Origin of the sequence: Alteripontixanthobacter maritimus (assembly GCF_003340475.1) — a bacterium.
Taxonomy (GTDB): domain Bacteria; phylum Pseudomonadota; class Alphaproteobacteria; order Sphingomonadales; family Sphingomonadaceae; genus Alteripontixanthobacter; species Alteripontixanthobacter maritimus.
Genome location: NZ_QBKA01000002.1, coordinates 2,344,893 through 2,361,359, shown reverse-complemented (window position 1 = coordinate 2,361,359; position 16,467 = coordinate 2,344,893). Strand labels below are relative to the sequence as shown.

The 16,467-nt window shown below is 62.5% G+C and carries 15 protein-coding genes; 6 read left to right on the top strand and 9 right to left on the bottom strand.

All coding sequences use genetic code 11. The annotated features are described in order from the left end of the window. Positions 1–19: 19 nt before the first annotated feature. Complete coding sequence (locus tag HME9302_RS11635) at positions 20–1,477, top strand: PQQ-dependent sugar dehydrogenase (RefSeq protein ID WP_115367148.1); 1,458 nt, start codon at positions 20–22, stop codon at positions 1,475–1,477. 3 nt (positions 1,478–1,480) lie between these two features. Here HME9302_RS11635 and HME9302_RS11630 read toward each other — a convergent pair whose 3' ends face one another. After that, the gene (locus HME9302_RS11630; RefSeq protein WP_181815758.1) at positions 1,481–3,235 is read right to left on the bottom strand and encodes an acyl-CoA dehydrogenase family protein; all 1,755 of its coding nucleotides are present in this window, start codon (positions 3,233–3,235) and stop codon (positions 1,481–1,483) included. Between the two features lie 85 nt (positions 3,236–3,320). On the opposite strand from HME9302_RS11630, the gene HME9302_RS11625 reads away from it, so the two are divergent. Beyond that, on the top strand, positions 3,321–4,286 hold the full coding sequence (locus tag HME9302_RS11625) for an L-threonylcarbamoyladenylate synthase (protein WP_115367147.1): 966 nt from the start codon (positions 3,321–3,323) through the stop codon (positions 4,284–4,286). Positions 4,287–4,303: 17 nt separating this feature from the next. Here HME9302_RS11625 and HME9302_RS11620 read toward each other — a convergent pair whose 3' ends face one another. The 6 genes from HME9302_RS11620 to HME9302_RS11595 all read right to left on the bottom strand — a co-directional run bounded on the left by HME9302_RS11620 (position 4,304) and on the right by HME9302_RS11595 (position 9,689). After that, the gene (locus tag HME9302_RS11620; RefSeq protein ID WP_230079990.1) at positions 4,304–4,651 is read right to left on the bottom strand and encodes a hypothetical protein; all 348 of its coding nucleotides are present in this window, start codon (positions 4,649–4,651) and stop codon (positions 4,304–4,306) included. A gap of 101 nt (positions 4,652–4,752) precedes the next feature. Further along, complete coding sequence (locus tag HME9302_RS11615) at positions 4,753–5,493, bottom strand: head GIN domain-containing protein (protein WP_115367146.1); 741 nt, start codon at positions 5,491–5,493, stop codon at positions 4,753–4,755. 156 nt (positions 5,494–5,649) lie between these two features. Next, the gene (locus tag HME9302_RS11610; protein WP_115367721.1) at positions 5,650–6,186 is read right to left on the bottom strand and encodes a CarD family transcriptional regulator; all 537 of its coding nucleotides are present in this window, start codon (positions 6,184–6,186) and stop codon (positions 5,650–5,652) included. A gap of 286 nt (positions 6,187–6,472) precedes the next feature. Continuing rightward, the gene (fdxA, locus tag HME9302_RS11605) at positions 6,473–6,811 is read right to left on the bottom strand and encodes a ferredoxin FdxA (protein ID WP_115367145.1); all 339 of its coding nucleotides are present in this window, start codon (positions 6,809–6,811) and stop codon (positions 6,473–6,475) included. Between the two features lie 15 nt (positions 6,812–6,826). Continuing rightward, positions 6,827–7,123, bottom strand: coding sequence for an RNA-binding S4 domain-containing protein (locus tag HME9302_RS11600; RefSeq protein ID WP_115367144.1), 297 nt, complete (start codon positions 7,121–7,123; stop codon positions 6,827–6,829). A gap of 7 nt (positions 7,124–7,130) precedes the next feature. Then, entirely contained in the window at positions 7,131–9,689 is a 2,559-nt protein-coding gene (locus HME9302_RS11595) for a helicase-related protein (protein WP_230080062.1), read from the bottom strand. A gap of 244 nt (positions 9,690–9,933) precedes the next feature. Between HME9302_RS11595 and HME9302_RS11590 the strand changes: the two genes are divergently transcribed. The 4 genes from HME9302_RS11590 to HME9302_RS11575 all read left to right on the top strand — a co-directional run bounded on the left by HME9302_RS11590 (position 9,934) and on the right by HME9302_RS11575 (position 13,816). Further along, complete coding sequence (locus HME9302_RS11590) at positions 9,934–11,583, top strand: M23 family metallopeptidase (RefSeq protein WP_230079989.1); 1,650 nt, start codon at positions 9,934–9,936, stop codon at positions 11,581–11,583. A 64-nt stretch (positions 11,584–11,647) separates the two neighbouring features. Next, on the top strand, positions 11,648–12,658 hold the full coding sequence (hemB, locus tag HME9302_RS11585; protein ID WP_115367142.1) for a porphobilinogen synthase: 1,011 nt from the start codon (positions 11,648–11,650) through the stop codon (positions 12,656–12,658). Next, complete coding sequence (locus tag HME9302_RS11580; RefSeq protein WP_115367141.1) at positions 12,624–13,229, top strand: GNAT family N-acetyltransferase; 606 nt, start codon at positions 12,624–12,626, stop codon at positions 13,227–13,229. The genes hemB and HME9302_RS11580 overlap by 35 nt, the downstream gene beginning before the upstream one ends. Positions 13,230–13,234: 5 nt before the next feature. Beyond that, positions 13,235–13,816 carry a gamma carbonic anhydrase family protein gene (locus HME9302_RS11575; protein ID WP_115367140.1) on the top strand — a complete coding sequence of 194 codons (582 nt, stop codon included), beginning with the start codon at positions 13,235–13,237 and terminating at the stop codon, positions 13,814–13,816. 13 nt (positions 13,817–13,829) lie between these two features. Here HME9302_RS11575 and HME9302_RS11570 read toward each other — a convergent pair whose 3' ends face one another. Both HME9302_RS11570 and HME9302_RS11565 read right to left on the bottom strand, forming a co-directional pair. Continuing rightward, entirely contained in the window at positions 13,830–15,440 is a 1,611-nt protein-coding gene (locus tag HME9302_RS11570) for a cisplatin damage response ATP-dependent DNA ligase (RefSeq protein WP_115367139.1), read from the bottom strand. A 4-nt stretch (positions 15,441–15,444) separates the two neighbouring features. Beyond that, positions 15,445–16,464, bottom strand: coding sequence for a ligase-associated DNA damage response exonuclease (locus HME9302_RS11565; protein WP_115367138.1), 1,020 nt, complete (start codon positions 16,462–16,464; stop codon positions 15,445–15,447). Positions 16,465–16,467 lie beyond the last annotated feature (3 nt).

The window sequence follows — 16,467 nt, the reverse complement described above, 5'->3', positions numbered from 1 at the left end:
GCGCGATAACACTGCCGTCATGAGCAGAACCAAGAAAATCGTCATCGCCATCCTCGTCGTGATCCTGCTGCTTCTGGGCGCATTCGCGTTGTTGATGCGCGGCGATATGGCGGATTACGATGTCGCCGCCGTCACCGGGACCGATCCCATGCTGGACGAACCGGATCCGGAAAGCTTCCCAACGGTCAATATCGCCGAACCTGTGGGCTGGGCGGACGACGCCATCCCCGACGCGGCGGAAGGGCTGGTCGTCAATCGCTTCGCCGACGGACTCGATCATCCGCGCGTCATCCACACGTTGCCCAATGGCGATGTGCTGGTAACACTGACCAACAGCCCGCCGCGCAAAGGTGGCGGGATCGAGGGGTTCATTGCCAAGATCCTGTTCTCCAAGGCCGGTGCCGGCACGCCGTCCGCCAACCAGCTGGTGCTGCTGCGCGACGCCGATGGAAACGGTGTCGCGGACCAGCGCACGATTTTGACCGGCGAACTGGATTCGCCATCCGGGATCGCGTGGGATGATGGCGTCCTGTATGTTGCCAATCACGATGCCCTGCTCGCCTTTCCATACGATCTGGGCCAGACGAAACTGACCGCTCAGCCGCGCAAGCTGATGGATCTGGCGCCCGCAGGTAATCACTGGATGCGCAACATCATGTTAAGCCCCGACAAGCAGTCGATCTATGTCGCGGTCGGGTCCGCTTCCAACATCGGTGAAAAGGGAATGGAGGCCGAAGAAGGCCGCGCGCTGATCTGGGAATACAATCTGGCCACAGGCCGCCAGCGGATGTTCGCTACCGGCCTTCGCAATGCCAACGGCCTGGCCACCAACCCGTGGAGCGGAGAGCTTTGGACCACCGTCAACGAGCGTGACATGCTGGGGAGCGATCTCGTGCCCGATTACCTAACGAACGTGCCGATCGGCGCGCAATATGGCTGGCCGTGGATTTATTGGGGCGACATGGTCGACGACCGTGTAGACGCGCCGATGCCCGCTTATCTGGTCGAATACGCCCGTCGCCCCGAATATGCGATGGGCCCACATGTGGCGGCACTAGGCCTGGCCTTTACCGAAGAGGGCACCCGGATGGGCGACAAGTTCGGGCAGGGCGCTTTCGTGGCGCGCCATGGTTCCTGGAACCGCAAGCCGGCCGCTGGCTACGATGTGGTTTACGTCCCCTTCGACAAGCGCGGCAATCCGCTAGGCAAGCCGCAGCCGGTGCTAGAGGGGTTCCTGACTGGCGAAGGCACCACGCGCGGCCGCCCGACTTGGGTTGAATGGGCAGGCGACGGTTCGCTGCTGGTATCGGACGATACCGCCGGGATCATCTGGCGCGTGATGGCGAAGGGGGCAGGACCTGCTCCTGCCATTGTCCGTAACAGCAGCGACCGCCTGCCGCCGCGCCGGGAATTGCGCGGCGATCCCACGGCCAGCTTCGGGCGCGACGATCCTGCCGGCGAAGTGCCTGCGCAGTAATGCTTAGCCGACCAGCTGGTCTGCGCTGAGTTCGTAAAGCAGTCCGGCCCCGGCGATGGCTGCAGCTTTCAATCCCGAAGCCTCGGGCACCACGTGGTCCAGGATGTAGCGCGTCGTGACCGGCTTGATCGCAGCCAGCGCGGGCGCGTCGCCAGCGCTTACGGCGCGGTTCTGCCGGACCATCTGCCAGGCGGCGACTGTAACCGCGCACATGGTGGTGAAGGGCACACTGCCCGCCAGCCGGTCGTCCAGGCTCGCTTCATCGCGCATCCAGGTGCCCACTGCCGCGCATTCGCCTGCCAGAGCAAACAAGGCGGGATGATCGGCGCAATCTCGCGCGATATCCGCCATCAGCGCGGCGAACACCTCGCCATTTTCCAGTCCAAGCTTGCGGGTGACGAGATCGGCGGCCTGAATGCCGTTGGTGCCTTCGTAGATCGGCGCGATCCGCGCATCGCGGTAGTGCTGTGCAGCGCCCGTTTCCTCGACGAAGCCCATTCCGCCATGGACCTGCACGCCAAGGCTGGCGACTTCGATCCCAATATCGGTACCCCATGCCTTCAGCATCGGCACCAGCACATCTGCGCGCGCCTTGGCCGCCGCATCGCCCAGCGTACCGCGATCGACCTGGCCGGACGTGTAATACAGCAGCGCACGCGTCGCTTCTGTCAGAGCCTTCATCCGCAGGATCATGCGGCGCACATCGGGATGTTCGAGAATGGCGACCGGGTTCGCATCGCCCGACCCGGCACGCGCTGACTGAATGCGCTCCTTGGCGTAGCTTTGCGCCTGCTGCGTGGCGCGTTCGGCGATCTGTACACCCTGGCTGCCGACATTGATGCGAGCGTTGTTCATCATCGTGAACATGGCGGCGAGACCGCGGTTTTCGGACCCGACGATCTCCCCGATGCACTCGTCATTATCGCCATAGGACATCACACAGGTCGGGGAGGCGTTGATGCCCAGCTTGTGTTCGAGGCTGACGGGACGCACATCGTTGGCCGAGCCCAAGGACCCGTCAGCATTCACATGGTACTTCGGCACCACGAACAGGCTGATGCCGCGGCTACCTTCCGGTGCCTCGGGCGTACGGGCCAGCACGAGGTGGACGATGTTGTCCGCCAGTGTGTGATCGCCCCAGGTGATGTAGATCTTTTGGCCCTTGATCCGGTATTTGCCAGTATGTTCGCCATTGAACTCGTCCGCGGTGACCGGATGCGCAGTGGTGCGCAACGCGCCGACATCGCTGCCCGCCTGCGGTTCGGTCAAATTCATAGTGCCCGACCAGCGACCGCTGACGAGGTCGGGCAGGTACATCGCCTTTTGCGCATCGGAGCCATGGTGGTCGAGCGCCTCGATGGCTCCGATGGACAGCATGGGCAGCAGGGTGAAGGCCATATTGGCCGCGCCCAGGTTCTCGATCACATTGCACCCCAGCGTGAACGGCAAACCCTGACCGCCAAAATCGGCAGGGCTGGCAATCGCGTTCCAGCCCTGTTCGACATAATGGCCATAAGCTTCTTCGAACCCGTCGGGCAGCCTCACCACGCCGTTCTCCAGCACCGCGCCCTGTTCATCGCCGACGCGATTGAGCGGCGCAAACTCGCCAGCGGCAAATTGCCCGATACCTTCCACGATCGCCTCGACCAAGTCGGGTTCGGCGGCTGCGAAGCGTTCGCTTTGCGCCAACTCCTCGATGCCGGCATTGATGCGGATGGCCAGCAACTGGTCCTGCGTCGGGGCGGTATAGGGGATCATGATCGATTTCCTTGAGGTGGGGCTTTATCCGCGCCTATGGGTCGCAAACGGGCCGCATTTGCGCCCATGAATAGAGCGAGCGGGCATGGGCGGCAAGGACGCTACGGAACGGCTGCACGACGATGCGGCAGGCATCGCGCGGGCGATCGAGCTGCTGTGTGCAGGCCATCCTGTCGCCCTGCCGACCGAGACAGTCTATGGATTGGCAGCGCGTACCGATGATGCGCAAGCGGTTGCCGGGATCTATCGCGCCAAGGGGCGGCCCGATTTTAATCCCCTGATCGTGCATGTGCCCGATATTACCGCCGCGAAACGGCTCACAACGTGGGACGAGCGGGCTGTCAGATTGGCGGCGCAGTTCTGGCCTGGCCCGCTGTCGCTTGTGTTACCGACATTGCCCAACTCCGGTATTGCGCCGGCGATTACCGCAGGCCTCAATACGGTAGCGCTGCGCTGTCCCGCCCATCCAGTCATGCGTGCCGTGCTTGGCGAGACCGGACCACTCGCTGCGCCGTCGGCCAATCGCAGCGGCGGCGTGAGCCCGACGACTGCCGACCACGTGCTTGCCTCCCTGGACGGTCGCATTGCTGCGGTAGTGGATGGCGGCCCGAGCGGGCGGGGTATCGAAAGCACGATCCTTGCACTGCGCGAAGGCGGCAGGTGGGAGATATTGCGGCCCGGGCCCGTAACACACGGTGACATCGCAGGAGTGCTGGGCATGCGCGAAGACGCCATGACGGAAGGCACCAGCGGTCGCGGGGTAGAGGCCCCCGGCCAGCTTGCCAGCCACTATGCGCCCGGTAAACCCGTTCGGCTGGGGGCAGTTCAAAGCGAGGAAGACGAATTTCACATCGGTTTCGGAGACGTGCCGGGTGATCGCTCATTATCGCCGAGCGGCGATCTCGCAGAAGCAGCAGCCCGACTTTATGATTGTCTGCATATAGCGGCGCTGGCTCCCGAAACACGGATTGCGGTCGCGCCCATACCGGAACGGGGCATCGGTGCCGCCATCAATGACCGGTTACAGCGCGCCGCTGCGCCGGTTGTCTGAAAGTAACCGCGGGGCGCTTAGTCGTCGTCGGCTCGCTGGGCGGGAAGCGATGGGATCAGCGCCTGGATTTCGCGGTGCGCAGCGCGAGCCTCATCGCAGGCGCGGCGGTTGCCATCACGGCACTCTTTCATTTTCCTGTCGTAACGCCGTTCCAGCTTGCCGAGCCGTTCATAGCGTTCGCGCAATTCGCGTCCGCGTTTCTCATCGCTTTCCGATTGGCTGGTCGTGGCAAGGTCCACGGCCTTGCCCGCCACCTTGATCGGCGCCGTAACTACATCGGCCACGGTGCTCATGACACAACCGCCAGTCATCAGGCTGGCAGCGAGCAGGGGGAGAACGAGGACACGGCGTGCGGTCGAAGACATGACAGGCTTCTTTCCACACGCCACCTAAGTATTTGATGAACGGCGCGCCCATTTATTTGGATCGCTTTAGCTCTGCGATAAGGGCTTGCGTGACCCGCCGATTATTCTGAGGCGCAGGTTAACTTGCCCGAACCCATCGTGTTGACGTTACACGTAGCCTTGCCGATCACGCGAACATTGCCGGATCCCGCGATGGACGCGTCGACGGTGCCGTCCGACGCGAATTCGGCGTCGCCTGAGCCAGCGATCGAAATATCCGCGGAATCGGCTTTAAGGTCAGCCAGCCGGACATCGCCCGACCCGGCGATACTCAATGCAAGCTTGCCCGTACTGCCGCCGCCATCGACTTTGCCGGATCCGGCAATATCGATCGCAAGCGCATCCGCCTCGATGTTTCGTGCCCGCGCACTCCCGGATCCGGCAATTTCTATTTTGGCATCGCCGGACAGGCTTTCGGCGTCGATTGTGCCGGATCCGGCCTGCGACATGGCGGTCAGGCGGGGAAGTGTGACGGTAACGGTCGCAGTTCCATCACTGCTGTTATAATCCCTCCCCTCGCGGGCAATCCGCAAAGTATCGTCGTCGAGTTTGAACCGCATCGCTTCGACTGCGGCGGTATCGCCCTCCACACGGACATCGAAACGGGCGCCATCTTTTACGAGGACCGTATCGGGCGACGCGAGCGAGACGCCTTCCGGGGCGGCGGCATTAAAATCGAGTTCCGCCAAGGGGACGCCATCGAACTTCGTCATGCCGTAGTCGAAATTGCAGCCCGACAGGCCGGCGCTTGCAAAGCCGAGAGCGGCGACAGGGGCGAATGTACGATAGAATTTGCGGAACATGAGCGTCTCCTCCAGAAAGCTTGGCGTGTTACGATGCTAATACACCCAAACATGTCTGGCAACAAAAAGGCCGCCGGAAACCGGCGGCCTCGTTGCACTTTGGTCGGACCTGATAAGTCCCTGGTCGAAAGATCGAGCTTTCGAACTCCCGAAGGGTCAGCTTTCGTCTTCGTCGTTCCCGTAATATTGCGGCGCGTGTTCGCGCAGCACTTCGAGGATTTTTTCCAACGCCGTGGGCTCGTCGGTCTTTTCCATTGCGGCCAACTCACGAGCAAGGCGGCTGGAGGCCGCTTCGAAGATCTGCCGTTCGGAATAGGACTGTTCGGGCTGGTCTTCGGGCCGGAACAGGTCGCGAGTGACTTCCGCGATGCTGACGAGCTCGCCGGAATTGATCTTCGCTTCGTATTCCTGCGCGCGGCGCGACCACATGGTGCGCTTGACCTTGGGCTTGGCTTTCAGCGTTTCCATCGCTTCCTTCAGCGTCTTGTCGCTGGAAAGCTTGCGCATGCCGATCGATTCCACCTTGTTGGTGGGTACGCGCAGGGTCATGCGCTCTTTCTCGAAGCGCAGGACATACAACTCCAGCTGCATCCCGGCAATTTCTTCATTCTGCAATTCCATCACCCGGCCCACGCCGTGCTTTGGATAGACCACATAATCGCCAACATCGAAGGCGAGCGTGTCATTGGCCATAAAAAAATCCTTTGTTCCGGCGTGCTTCGCCTGGCCTTTTATCCGTACCTTATGGTCGGCAGCGCCGCGCCATTGCGGGGCCATCCAATGGAAACAGACAATGGCCAGAAAATCCGCAGCGCCACCCGTTCGACAAAAATCAGCCCTTGCCAGTGCGGCGTTCAGACCGCGCTGCAAGGGCTTGAAAGATTATATAGCACGTTCGGGCCAAAAATTCCAGCGCCGCAGTCGGCAACGCAGGCGCGCGGTGTTTGTGCGGTGGTCGCGCAGTATTCTCGCGGTGGGCCTAGTCGCCCTCGCCGGGTTTTTCGGAGAAGAACTTTTCGTACTTTCCTTCGACGCCTTTGTGCTCGTCGGCATCGGCGGGCGGTTCTTTCTGGCTGGTAATGTTAGGCCATTCGGCCGACATCTTGGTGTTGATTTCCAGCCACTTTTCCAGATTGTCCTCGGTATCGGGCAGAATCGCTTCGGCCGGGCATTCCGGCTCGCACACGCCGCAATCGATACATTCGGACGGATTGATGACGAGCATGTTCTCGCCTTCATAGAAGCAGTCGACGGGGCACACCTCCACGCAGTCGGTGTATTTGCATTTGATGCAGGCGTCGGTGACGACGTAAGTCATGGCAGGCGTGCCCTTCTATTCGGCTGAGTCCGTATCCGGCGCTGCTAGGTCGCTTTGCCCCGATGCGTCAAGCACGCGGTAATGGCTGCGTGCCTCCGCAGCGGGTCCGCGGCGGTTCGGTAACGCAAGCAATTCGAGCACGCGCACCTCGTTTCCCAGCATCAGCGTCAGCACGTCTCCCGCCTCGATCGCCTGGGCTGGGCGGTCGGTGCGCTGGCCGTTGATCCGCATATGTCCGCGCGTGATATAGGCGGACGCGCGGCTGCGGGTTCTGGCCAGACGGAGATAGCACAGCAGCCGGTCAAGCCGCATCAGCGCCTCATTTCAGCAGGTCCGCCAGCCCTGCAAATGCTTTGCCGGTAGCGGGGCCAGGTTTGGGTTTCGGAGCTGCAGTCGTGCGCGGTCCTCGGCCAGCGGGTGTGCCATCGTTGCGTAGGGCCGGCTTCCCGCCCGTCTTCGCCTGTACATGGCGCGGTTTGTTTGGGGCGGAACTGCCGCGCGAAGGTCGCCATTCCCACATATCGGGCGCGGCAGGTCCCTGCGCGCCTTCAGCCAGTTTACGGGCCGGATGGTGCCGGAACCCGGCAGAGCCGAGCAACCGTCGCCAATTGTCCTCCGCCAGACCGGTCGACACGCCAAGCGCCGGATCGATGGCGAAGCGGCGCATACCCTTGGGGGCTTTGGCGCGCGCATCGAACGCCGCCTTCAGCAGCTTTTCCGCAACGTCCACGCGCATCGCCTTCGTTCCGGCCCGGCGATAACCACTCGGCATTTGTCCCTCGGCGGATTTGACCGGTTGCATATCTGCCTCCAGCCTGCGTTTGTCGCGGCCCAGCGCGTGGAGCAACGCGCGCGGCGCCGGCTTCAACAAAAGCGGCGCAAACAGGTCAAGCGCGCCGAATGCGATGCCAAGCCGCCTGAGGAAAGGCCGCGCTTCCTTCGGCAGATGTTCGATGCCCGCTTCGGCGCGGTCGATATAGCCATGCCCGGCAATCAGGTTGAGGAGGATCGCGCGCGCTTCCGAGCCCGCCGCAGGATCGCGAGCCGCCTCCTGCAACTTTGCCAGCGGAGCCAGCGGTTGCAGCTTTGCGGCCAGCCATGTGGTGATGCCGTCGGCCAGCTTCCGGCGCGATGGTTCAGGCAGCAGGGCCGTATCGCGCGACAGAACGACGCGCGGTGCCGTGACGTCGGCAGTGTCTTCCAGCGTGGCAATGTCCTGCGATGCCTCGCCGGTGTTCCAGCGGACGTTCCAGCGGACGATGCCGTTCACCAGTTCAAACTGATCCAAATTACCATCGAGCAACTGGTCGGCGCGTTTGGCGAGTAGGCCGGGGAGCGCCTTTTCCGCGGCTGCCAGAAGCATCTTGCGATCCTCGTGTCCGGCATTAGGATCGACGATGAAGCGGAACCCCTCGATCCGGCCGATGGCCTCGCCCTCGACTGTCAGTTCGCCATTGTCGGCGAGGTCCACAGGCAACAGGGCGGCGTCGGGTCCTAGGCTTTTCATCAGGATTGCAGTCCTCCGGTTCACGAATCGCTCGGTCAGTCTTGCATGGAGCGCGTCCGACAGTCGAGCCTCCACCGCCCGCGCGCGAGCCGCCATTTCGTCGCGCGCCAGCACCCAGTCGGGCCGCTGACAGATATAGGCCCAGCTGCGAATTGCGGCGATCCGGCCTTGCAGCGTGTCGATATCACCCACCGTCCGGTCGAGTTCGGAAATACGCGTGGCGACATAATCCGCGCCAAGATACCCTTCGCCCAGGTCCTGCCACAGCCGTGCGACAAACCGCGCATGCGTGTCCGCACCGACTTGCCGGAAGTCGGGCAGCGAGCAAGCTTCCCAGAACCGCCGCACCGCGCCTGCCCCCTTGACGCCATCGCCCATTGGCTCGTCAGCAAGCTTCTTGAGCACTATAAGGTCGATGGATTCCGGTGCCTTGGCAAGTTCCGGTTCGCAGGGCGCCGTTTCCAGATCGGAAATCAGCAGCTGCAGATTATCGAAGCGCGGGGTCGGGTTGCGCCAGAACAGGCGTGTGACCGGCGCGAAACTGTGTTCCTCGATGGCGAAGATCTCCTCTTCGCTGAACTCGGGTGGAGGGCCGCCGCCACCTTTGCCGCCGCTACCAGCCAATGTGCCGAAGCTGCCATCGGTCTGGTGCCGCCCGGCACGCCCGGCAATCTGTGCCATTTCGGCAGGGGTCAGCCGTCGTTTCCGCACGCCGTCGAACTTTGTCAGTCCGGCGAACGCCACGTGGCGGACATCCAGGTTGAGACCCATGCCAATGGCGTCGGTGGCGACGATGTAATCCACCTCGCCCGACTGGAACAACTCCACCTGCCGGTTGCGCGTGTCGGGGCTCAATGCGCCCATCACCACTGCCGCCCCGCCGCGAAACCGGCGCAACATTTCGGCGACAACATAAACCTGCTCGGTTGAAAACGCGACAATCGCGCTGCGGCGCGGCAAGCGCGACAGCTTGCGGGTGCCCGTATGGGTCAGGGTGGAGAAACGCGGGCGCGTGATGATTTCCGCGTCCGGCTCCAGGCTGCGCACAAGCGGCTCCAGCGTGGCGGAACCAAGCAGCAACGTTTCTTCCCGACCCCGTGCATTCAACAATCGGTCGGTAAAAATATGCCCGCGTTCGCGGTCGGCAGCAATCTGCGCCTCGTCCAGAGCCACAAAAGCATGGCCGCCTCCAGTTCTGGGCATAGCTTCGGCAGTACACAGGAAATAGCGCGCATCGGGCGGTTCGATGCGTTCCTCGCCCGTAATCAGGGCAACCTGCCGTTCGCCCTTGATGGCGACCACCCGGTCGTACACCTCGCGCGCCAGCAGCCGCAAAGGGAAGCCGATGGCACCACTGAAATGCGCGCACATCCGCTCGATGGCGAGATGGGTCTTGCCGGTGTTGGTGGGGCCCAGAACGGCCTTCAAATTGCTGTCATCATGCCGGGGCACGCTGTGAAGGTGGCATCGGCCCGCCGCCTCCGCAACCGTCAGGTCCGCACAATCAACGGCTGATCGCATCTCGCGCGCGGAATACCCCGGTTTAAATCGAACTTAACTTTGTTTTGGCAAGTTTCACGGGCAATCGGCCGCTCGGTCGCAAACAGGATTCCGCGTGTATATTCCGCCCGAGGGCACAACTCATATTACTGACGGTTCGCCGGATGGCGCTGGTTCTACCGGGCATGAGCCGTCATTGGGCGAACCGCGTGTGTATGTCGGTGTCTGGGAGGATAGCGATCCAGCGCGGCCGCTCGTGCTTCAACGCAAGCAGACGTTGCGCGAACGCTATTCCATCTGGCGCAATGCGGCGGGTGAACGTCTGAAGCGCATCGACCTTGCGCCCGATCTAGCCAACGATATTGGCAGTACACGCTGGTTTCGCGGACTGGGCACGCTGGTTGCGCTGGCGGCGGTTTCGCTCGCTTTCTGGCCAGAATTGGCTCCCTTGGAAGCCGCACCGGCGATGCGGGTGGACGATGCCGCGCGCGACGAATTTCGCAGCCAGATGATCACGCCGCTTGCAATGGGCGGGGATAGCGGGCGGCGGATGGGCTTTACCGAGGCGGTGCTGCCTCTGAAATCCGCACCCGAACGCCCGCAACTTCAAGTGCTGGCCACGCTTGCAAAGGGCGATGGCTTTGGACGGATGCTGAAACGCGCCGGTGTGGGCGCAGGGGACGCGGAACGGGTAAGCGACCTTGTAGCCAAAGCCATGCCCCTTTCTGATATCGAGCCCGGGACCCAGGTCGATATCACGCTGGGTCGCCGGATCGCCTCGGGCAATGCGCGTCCGCTCGACCGGCTCGATTTTCGCGCTAGGTTCGATCTCAAGCTGGGGATCGAGCGGGATGCTGGCGGCAATCTGTCACTGGTGCGCGAGACGATCGAGGTGGACGAAACTCCGCTCCGCATACGTGGTAGGGTAGGAGACAGCCTCTATCGCAGTGCCCGCGCCGCCGGGGCACCCGCCGGCGCGGTGCAGGCATTTCTCAAGACCGTCAGCGCGCACAAACCGCTCGACCGCGCAATGCGCCCGTCGGACACATTCGACATCATCGTCGCCCATCGACGCGCCGCGACCGGCGAACGGCAAGCAGGGCAATTGCTGTATGCAGGCGTTGAACGCGGTGGCCGCGCCTCCATGCAACTGATGCGATGGGGCGAGAAAGGGCGGTTCTTCGAAGCATCCGGGCTGGGGGAGCAGCGCCATGGCCTTGTCGCTCCGGTGCCTGGCCGCATGACGTCACGCTATGGTATGCGCCGCCATCCGGTGCTCGGTTATCGCAGGATGCATGGCGGAGTCGATTACAAGGCGGGCTACGGAACGCCGATCGTCGCAGTAACGGACGGCCGTGTGTCGAGCGCCGGACGGGCCGGAGGCTGCGGCAATACCGTCAAGCTGGCGCATGGGGGTGGTCTGCAAACGCGGTACTGCCATATGAGCCGGATTGCGGTGCGCGGCGGGCAGAGCGTGCGACGCGGTCAGGTAATCGGCTATGTCGGTTCGACCGGCCTGTCTACCGGCCCGCACCTGCATTACGAAATGTATCGCGGCGGCCGGAAAGTGAACCCGGCTTCGGTCAGTTATGTCACGCGCGCGGAATTGTCGGGCAGCGAATTGCGCCGCTTTCGGGCAACTCTTGCACAGCTCAAGCAGGTCGAAGCTGGCGCGGCGCTGGTCGATCTTCGTCCGCAGGTGGATCAGCCTGTCACTAACATTCGGGAAATCGAGAAGCTCGACCGGCCGCGGCAGGTCGGCTGACGGCCATCGGAGTCAAAGCGAGACCGATTGCGCCCGGTTTGCCTTTGCGGCAAGGCTTTGTGCCATGATCCGCACTCCAGTATCCGCCAGCTATCCCGCCACCCGCCTGCGCCGTACCCGGGCCCATGGCTGGAGCCGGGCGATGCACCGCGAAACCGTGCTGACGCCGGCGGATTTGATCTGGCCGTTATTCGTCACGTCCGGAAATGGTGTGGAGGAACCAGTTGCCAGCTTGCCCGGCGTGTCGCGCTGGTCGGTGGACGGGATTGCGAAACGGGCGAGGGAGGCGGTGCAGCTTGGTATTCCCTGCGTTGCCCTGTTTCCCAATACGCCCGGCGACGCACGCTCCGATGACGGGGCCGAGGCGTATAATCCCGACAATCTGATGTGCCGCGCGATCAACGCGGTGCGGCAGGCTTGCGGCAACGATATCGGCATCCTCACCGACGTCGCGCTCGACCCCTATACTACACATGGTCAGGACGGGCTGGTCGGCACGGACGGCTACGTCGTCAATGACGCCACGGTGGCAGTTCTGGTGGATCAGGCGCTCAACCAGGCGGAGGCCGGCGCGGATATCATCGCCCCGTCGGACATGATGGATGGCCGGGTGAAGGCGATCCGTATGGCATTGGAAATGGGCGATTATCCAAATGTGCAGATCATGGCTTACGCTGCCAAGTTCGCCAGCGCGTTCTACGGCCCGTTCCGCGATGCCGTGGGCAGTGGAGACCGGCTGGCAGGGGACAAGAAAAGCTACCAGATGGACCCGGCCAATGGCGACGAGGCGCTACGCGAAATCGCGATGGATATTGCCGAGGGCGCGGACAGCGTGATGGTGAAACCTGGCCTTGCCTATCTCGATATAATCTACCGCGCAAAAGAAGCCTTCGGGGTGCCGGTCTTCGCCTATCAGGTGAGCGGCGAATATGCTCTGATCGAGGCTGGCGCGGCGGCGGGCGTAGGCGACCGCGACGCGCTGATGATGGAGAAACTGATCGGCTTCAAACGCGCGGGCTGTTCGGGCGTGTTGACCTATCATGCACCGCAGGCGGCGAGACTACTTGGTGGCTGAAGAGGCATCACCTTTCAGGCTGGAAACCGAGCGTCTGATCCTGCGCGACTGGCGCGACGAGGATTGGCCAGAGTTCTGGCGCGTCACCAATACCCCCGCTGTGATGCGCTGGCTGGGGGACGAAGCGGACGCCGCAACGCGGGACGCTGCGCGTGCGCGCTTGGAAGGCTACCGCTCGCAACATGGTCACACCTTTTGGGTGCTTCAGCGCAAGGATGATGGCGGCCATTTGTCGGGCGAGATGCTGGGCTTCTGTGGACTGAAACGCTCGAACGTGGTAGGCGAGACGGTCGAGGGAATGATGGAAGTGGGTTGGCGCCTGCGCGAGGATGCCTGGGGCTCGGGTTATGCCAAAGAAGCGGCAGTGGCTTCGCTCGACACAGCATTTAACCGATTTGGTGCGGACGAAGTCGTTGCGCTCACCGTTGCGGGCAACAAAGCGAGCTGGGGTCTGATGGTGCGCCTTGGTATGCAACGGCGCGAAGATCTCGATTTCACCGACCCGCGATACGGGCCCCACCTCAACCCCAGCATCGTTTATGCGGTTACATTCGAGCAATGGCAGGAGTAGAACCCATGACTGCGATCAATCGCGGCGCTGGACGCCCCGGCGTCAACATCATTCCGATCCACAGCAAGACCCCGAACATCCACGACAGCGCGTTCATTGCGCCGGGCTGTTCCATTATTGGCGACGTGACCATAGGGGCGGACAGCTCGGTCTGGTATAATTGCGTGCTGCGCGCCGATGTCAGCCAGATTGTAATCGGCGAACGGTCGAATATCCAGGATGGCAGCATCGTTCACTGCGACCCTGAACGTCCCGGCGATCCCGATGGTTCGCCATGCATCATCGGCGACGATGTGCTGGTCGGCCACATCGCCATGATTCACGGTTGTATAATCGAGGATCGCGGGTTCGTCGGGCTGGGGGCAATCGCGATGAACAAAGCCCGCATCGGTTCCGACGCCATGTTGGCAGCAGGCGCCATGCTGACCGAGGGCAAGGTGATGGAACCGCGCCAGTTATGGGCAGGCCGACCCGCGCGATTCATGAAAGACCTGACCGATGCGGCTATTATGGGGATGCGAATGGGCGTGGCGCATTACGCCGAAAACGCCAAAGCTCACGGCAAGGCTGTCGGCGAAGCATTCTAACTCCGTTCGGGGGTCAATCCCGCACCAGCGCCTGCAAGGATTCGATCCGGTCGGCCTCGTGAGCGGGCTTGTCCCAGCGGATACGGTGGATACGGGGAAAGCGCATGGCGAGGCCGCTTTTGTGGCGCTTGGACTGGTGCACACTGTCGAACGCGACTTCGAACACCAGTTTTTTCTCCGTTTCACGCACCGGACCGAAGCGGTTGATCGTGTTCTGGCGAACATGCTTGTCGATCTTCTTCAATTCCTCGTCGGTGAACCCGGAGTAGGCCTTGCCCACGGGTAGCAAATCGGCCCCAGCGTCGGGATCACCGTTCCAGCAGCCAAACGTATAGTCGGAAAAGAAGCTTGATCGTTTACCGCTACCGCGCTGGGCGTACATCAAAACACAATCGATCAGCAGCGGGTCACGCTTCCATTTGTACCACAGCCCGGTCTTGCGGCCCGAAACGTACGGGCTGTCGCGCCGCTTCAGCATCAGGCCTTCGATCGCATCGTCGCGCGTGCCCTCGCGGATTTGCGCCAGCGCTTCGAAGCTGTCGGCTTCCACGATAGCGCTGATGTCGAAATGGGTATCGGGCAATCGCGGGAGGAACCGTTCGAGGTGTTTGCGGCGCGCCTCCCACGTCAGGCTGCGCAAATCTTCCCCATCCACGGCCAGCGCATCGTACAGGCGCACGAAAGCTGGTGCTTCGGTAAGCATCTTCTTCGATACGGTCTTGCGGCCAAGGCGCTGCTGCAATGCGTTGAAGCTTGCGGCTCCACCTTGCGAAGGCGCACCAGCTTCGCCACCCTGGACATCCCCGCGCACAAGCAATTCCCCATCGAGTACGGCAGGAATGTCGAGCGCACTAACCATTTCGGGAAACGTGGCGGAGATATCGTCACCGGAACGGCTATAAACGCGCGTCTCGCCACCTGCGTGAACGAGTTGGACACGGATGCCGTCCCATTTCCATTCCGCGGCATAGTCGGCCATGTCGATCACTGTTTCTTCCAGCGGGTGTGCCAGCATGAACGGGCGGAACAATGGTAGGTTTTCGGTTTCCGGCGGCTCCGCACCATCCGCAGCCCAGGCAAACAAGCCCGCATAGGGAGGCGCAAGTGCGTGCCAGTATTCCTCCACCTCATCGACGGTAACATCGAACGCCTGCGCAAAAGCGACCTTGGCAAGCCGGCTGGAGACGCCGATCCGCATCGCACCGGTCGCCATTTTCAACAGCGCATAACGCCCCGAATCGTCCAGCCGATCGAGCAGTTGTGGCAGGTCTTTCGCCACGGTTGCACGGTTCATGCCTTCCAGCATCGCCACCGCTTCCGAGACGGTCGGAGGCGGCCCGACATCGCCAAAAGGTTCGGGCCAGAGCAGGCTGGCGCATTCTGCCGTGTCGCCCACGAAATCTCGGCTGAGCGACCATAATAGCGGGTCGACCCGGTCTTTCATGATATTGCGGATGGTGGAGGATTTAACCGCCTTGAAGTCCAGTCCGTCGGACAGGGCCGCCAGTGCCCACCCGCGATCCGGATCAGGCGAATCGCGCAGATACTCCGCGATAAGGCGCAATTTTTCGTTACGGCTGCGGGTGTAGACCAAGCGGTCGATGAGGGCGGCGAATTCTTCCAACCGGCTATTCGTCCTCGTCCTCACGCCCGACCATGGCGAGCGCGCGGGCACGGCGCTGGGTCAGCTGGCACCAGCGCAGCAGCGCATCCTCGCGGCCGTGGGTAATCCATGTCTCGGTCGGCTTAACCTCCTCGATGGTGCGGGTCAGCTCGTGCCAGTCGGCATGATCGGATATGACCAGCGGCAATTCGACATTGCGCTGCCGGGCTCGCTGGCGAACCCGCATCCAGCCGCTTGCCATGGCTGTGATGGGGTCGGGCAGGCGGCGGCTCCAGCGGTCGTTCAGTGCGGACGGGGGCGACACGATGATATGTCCGCGCATATTGTCCTTCGGCGTGTCGGCCACCAGCCGCAGCTCACCCAGATCGACGCCGTGATCTTCATACAGGCGGCACATCTTTTCCATTGCGCCGTGGAGATAGATCGGATCCTTGTGCCCGGCGGCGCGCAGCTCCGCAATGACGCGTTGTGCCTTACCGAGCGCATAGGCCCCTACCAGCACGCAGCGATCGGGGTTCTGCGCCAGCGCATCCAGCAATTTTTGCATCTCGCCTGCGATCGGCGGATGGGTAAAGACCGGCAATCCAAACGTCGCCTCAGTAATCAGGATGTCGCACGGCGTAACTTCAAAAGGTGGGCAGGTGGGGTCGGGACGACGTTTGTAATCGCCGGTTGCGATAATTCGCTCACCCGCATGCTCGAGCAAGATCTGCGAACTTCCAAGAACATGGCCGGCCGGAATATAAGTCGCATCGACACCCCCGGGCAGCCGGATCGTTTCACCGTAGGGGACAGGCGTGGCCTTACCCCCCGAAGAACCTTCCCCTGTCTGGTACCGCAATTTCATGATTGCCAGCGTTTCGGGCGTCGCGACAGTACCGCCGTGCCCACCGCGCGCGTGATCGGCATGGCCATGCGTCACCAGTGCGCATTCGACCGCTTGTGACGGGTCTATCCAGGCGTCGGCTGGCTTTACGTAAATGCCGTGCGGATGGGGTTCGATCCAGGAAAAGGGGGCGGCCATGTC

What these genes read in the sequence shown, in the direction of transcription:
- fdxA (WP_115367145.1), bottom strand. Translation starts at nt 6,811, where the DNA reads ATGACTTACGTCGTCACCGACGCCTGCATCAAATGCAAATACACCGAC.
- HME9302_RS11610 (WP_115367721.1), bottom strand. Translation starts at nt 6,186, where the DNA reads ATGGCCAATGACACGCTCGCCTTCGATGTTGGCGATTATGTGGTCTAT.
- HME9302_RS11600 (WP_115367144.1), bottom strand. Translation starts at nt 7,123, where the DNA reads ATGCGGCTTGACCGGCTGCTGTGCTATCTCCGTCTGGCCAGAACCCGC.
- HME9302_RS11575 (WP_115367140.1), top strand. Translation starts at nt 13,235, where the DNA reads ATGACTGCGATCAATCGCGGCGCTGGACGCCCCGGCGTCAACATCATT.
- hemB (WP_115367142.1), top strand. Translation starts at nt 11,648, where the DNA reads ATGATCCGCACTCCAGTATCCGCCAGCTATCCCGCCACCCGCCTGCGC.
- HME9302_RS11615 (WP_115367146.1), bottom strand. Translation starts at nt 5,493, where the DNA reads ATGTTCCGCAAATTCTATCGTACATTCGCCCCTGTCGCCGCTCTCGGC.
- HME9302_RS11620 (WP_230079990.1), bottom strand. Translation starts at nt 4,651, where the DNA reads ATGTCTTCGACCGCACGCCGTGTCCTCGTTCTCCCCCTGCTCGCTGCC.
- HME9302_RS11625 (WP_115367147.1), top strand. Translation starts at nt 3,321, where the DNA reads ATGGGCGGCAAGGACGCTACGGAACGGCTGCACGACGATGCGGCAGGC.
- HME9302_RS11595 (WP_230080062.1), bottom strand. Translation starts at nt 9,689, where the DNA reads ATGTGCGCGCATTTCAGTGGTGCCATCGGCTTCCCTTTGCGGCTGCTG.
- HME9302_RS11565 (WP_115367138.1), bottom strand. Translation starts at nt 16,464, where the DNA reads ATGGCCGCCCCCTTTTCCTGGATCGAACCCCATCCGCACGGCATTTAC.
- HME9302_RS11580 (WP_115367141.1), top strand. Translation starts at nt 12,624, where the DNA reads ATGCACCGCAGGCGGCGAGACTACTTGGTGGCTGAAGAGGCATCACCT.
- HME9302_RS11635 (WP_115367148.1), top strand. Translation starts at nt 20, where the DNA reads ATGAGCAGAACCAAGAAAATCGTCATCGCCATCCTCGTCGTGATCCTG.
- HME9302_RS11630 (WP_181815758.1), bottom strand. Translation starts at nt 3,235, where the DNA reads ATGATCCCCTATACCGCCCCGACGCAGGACCAGTTGCTGGCCATCCGC.